Genomic DNA, 2,179 nt, shown 5'->3' on the forward strand with positions numbered 1-2,179 from the left:
GAGCCCGGCGGTGGCTGCCGTGACCACCACCGCGAAGAGACGCCCGTTAGCCCGGCGGCGGTATGCGGCGGCCCTGCGCTGGCCGCCGCCGTCTCTCTCGGCAACGCTTCGACGGCCGCGGCCGCCGCACCGCCCGAGGGCACCGTCCGCTACGCCGGGGCACCCCACGCCGTCGCCGGCAGCTACCTCGTCCTCCTCGAGCCCGCCCGCGCGACCTCCCGTACGGCCGAGGGCCGGTCGGTCGTCGAACGCCTCGGCGGAAAGATCCGCCGCACCTTCGACTCGGCCCTCAACGGGTACTCCGCCGAACTGTCGCCGCGCCAGGCGAGACGGCTCGCCGCCGATCCGGCCGTCGCCGAAGTGGCCCAGAACCGGACCCTGCGGCTCGACGCCGTCCAGCCGGCCCCGCCGTCCTGGGGCCTGGCACGGCCCTGTCCCCCGTCACCGTGAGCGGGGTGTCCGGGAACGCCCCGGCCGACCTGGACGTCGAGATCGACATCAGGCATCCCGACTCCGGGGACCTGCGGATCGACGTGATCGCACCGGACGGCGCCGTGATCCCCGTCAAGGACGAATGGGAGGGCTGGGCCGTGACGGACTTCCACGTGGTCTACGCGGTCAAGGCCTCCGGACACGTCGCGAACGGCGTCTGGCGCCTGCGCGTGTTCGACGCCCGAGCCGGGAACACGGGCCGCCTCGACGCCTGGTCCCTCCGGTTCTGACCCGCTACCCGCTACCCGCTACCCGCACCCGCCCCTGGTCACCGCGTCGCCCGTCCGCACGGCGCCGGGCTCCAGTACGTCCAGGTACACGCCGAGACAGGACAGCCGGCCGAGCCCGAGGACGGGCACCCGGTGCTCGCGGGCCACCGCGCGCATGATGCCCGGATCGGCGGGGAGTTCGCCATGGCTCAGGGTCGGGACCACGCAGCGGGGCGTGGGCAGCGTGACCCGGAACAGGGCCTCGCCGATCCGCAGCGTCGAGCCCGGCCAGGCGTCCTCGGGGAACCCGGGCCCGCCGGGGACGTCGACCACCAGGTTCGGCCGGAAGCGCCGCGGGTCGAAGTCGCCCGCGGGGTACGCCCGGCGCAGGTGGCGCAGGCTCGCCGTGGTGACGAGGTGGACGGTGCCGTGGTCGAAGAAGGTGCCGGGGGCGACCCGCCCCGTGGTGACGGCGTCTCCGGCCCCGTCCACGGACGCCCCGGCGCGCAGGACGTCCGGGACGCCGCCGTCATACGCGGGAACGGCGCGCTCCAGGGTGCCGTGCTCCGGCGACTTGTCCGAGACGGAGACCCGGCGGCCCAGCAGTCCGGACAGCCGCTCGTCCAGCTCCGGGGCCCCGGCGGGCAGGGCGGTGCCGTCCGGCAGCTCCACCCGGGCCGTTCCGGGGGCGGTCAGCCGGCTCCGGCAGCTCAGCAGCGGCTCCCACTTGCGCGGGTGCTTGGCACTGCCGACCGCACCCGCCTCGTCGAGCACCGCGAACTTCCGGTCTCCGGACAGCCCTTCCTCCGTGACCTTCACGGCTGTCAGCGCCTCGCCGAGCATGGACTTCACCGGATACCGGCGCAATGCCGCCACTGTTCCCATGGACCGATTATGCGATCCCGCCCCTTCGGCGGTCCTTCACCTGCCCGGCTCACGCGCCCGGCTCACGAGGAACCCGGCGGCCTGGGGACGGCGGTCGAAGGTGAGGCGGTCCCAGGTGGGGAAGGCCAGGTCCGTGACGGCGACCGGGCGGCCGGAGGTGTCGTGCACGAGGCGGCGTACGGAGAGGCCGCAGGCCGGGGAGGGGGCCGCCGGGTGGCTGGTGCGGGTCATGGTGATGGTCTCGGAGGTCCGGCCCCGGACGGCGGCCCGCTCCAGCCAGCGGTGCAGCGGCCGCAGGTCCTCGGCGCGGGCGGCGGCCGACCGGTCGAGGTACGGGGCCAGTTCCGGGGTCCGGGCGACGGTGCGCGGGCAGAGGTACGTCACGGCGTGCTGGAGCGTCTCGCCGCCCGGGCCGAGGACGCGGTGGTGGTGGACCAGGGTCCGCGCGGCGCCGCTCATGCCGAGCAGGGCGGCCGGCGAGGGCGGCACGGTGACCAGGGTGAGCCGGTTCACGGTGGCCCCGACGGGGGCGCGGCGCTCCTCGGGGGCGCGGGCCGGGGCTCCGGCGGCGGGGGTGACGGCCGCTCGGGTCC

The 2,179-nt window shown here is 76.0% G+C and carries 3 protein-coding genes and 1 pseudogene; 2 read left to right on the forward strand and 2 right to left on the reverse strand.

What is annotated here, in order from left to right; translation table 11 throughout:
* Positions 1–450: protease inhibitor I9 family protein (locus tag ACFV0Q_RS40940; protein WP_385013119.1), on the forward strand; the 450-nt coding region annotated here is incomplete at its 5' end.
* 5 nt (positions 451–455) lie between these two features.
* Positions 456–722 (forward strand): proprotein convertase P-domain-containing protein, encoded by a 267-nt coding sequence (locus ACFV0Q_RS40945; protein ID WP_385013121.1) that lies wholly within the window; start codon positions 456–458, stop codon positions 720–722.
* Between the two features lie 18 nt (positions 723–740).
* Here ACFV0Q_RS40945 and ACFV0Q_RS40950 read toward each other — a convergent pair whose 3' ends face one another.
* Entirely contained in the window at positions 741–1,586 is an 846-nt protein-coding gene (locus tag ACFV0Q_RS40950; protein WP_385013123.1) for an MOSC domain-containing protein, read from the reverse strand.
* A gap of 36 nt (positions 1,587–1,622) precedes the next feature.
* Positions 1,623–2,179, reverse strand: a pseudogene (locus ACFV0Q_RS40955) (hypothetical protein); the annotation flags it as partial.

Source organism: Streptomyces sp. NPDC059564, assembly GCF_042735575.1.
Lineage (GTDB): Bacteria > Actinomycetota > Actinomycetes > Streptomycetales > Streptomycetaceae > Streptomyces.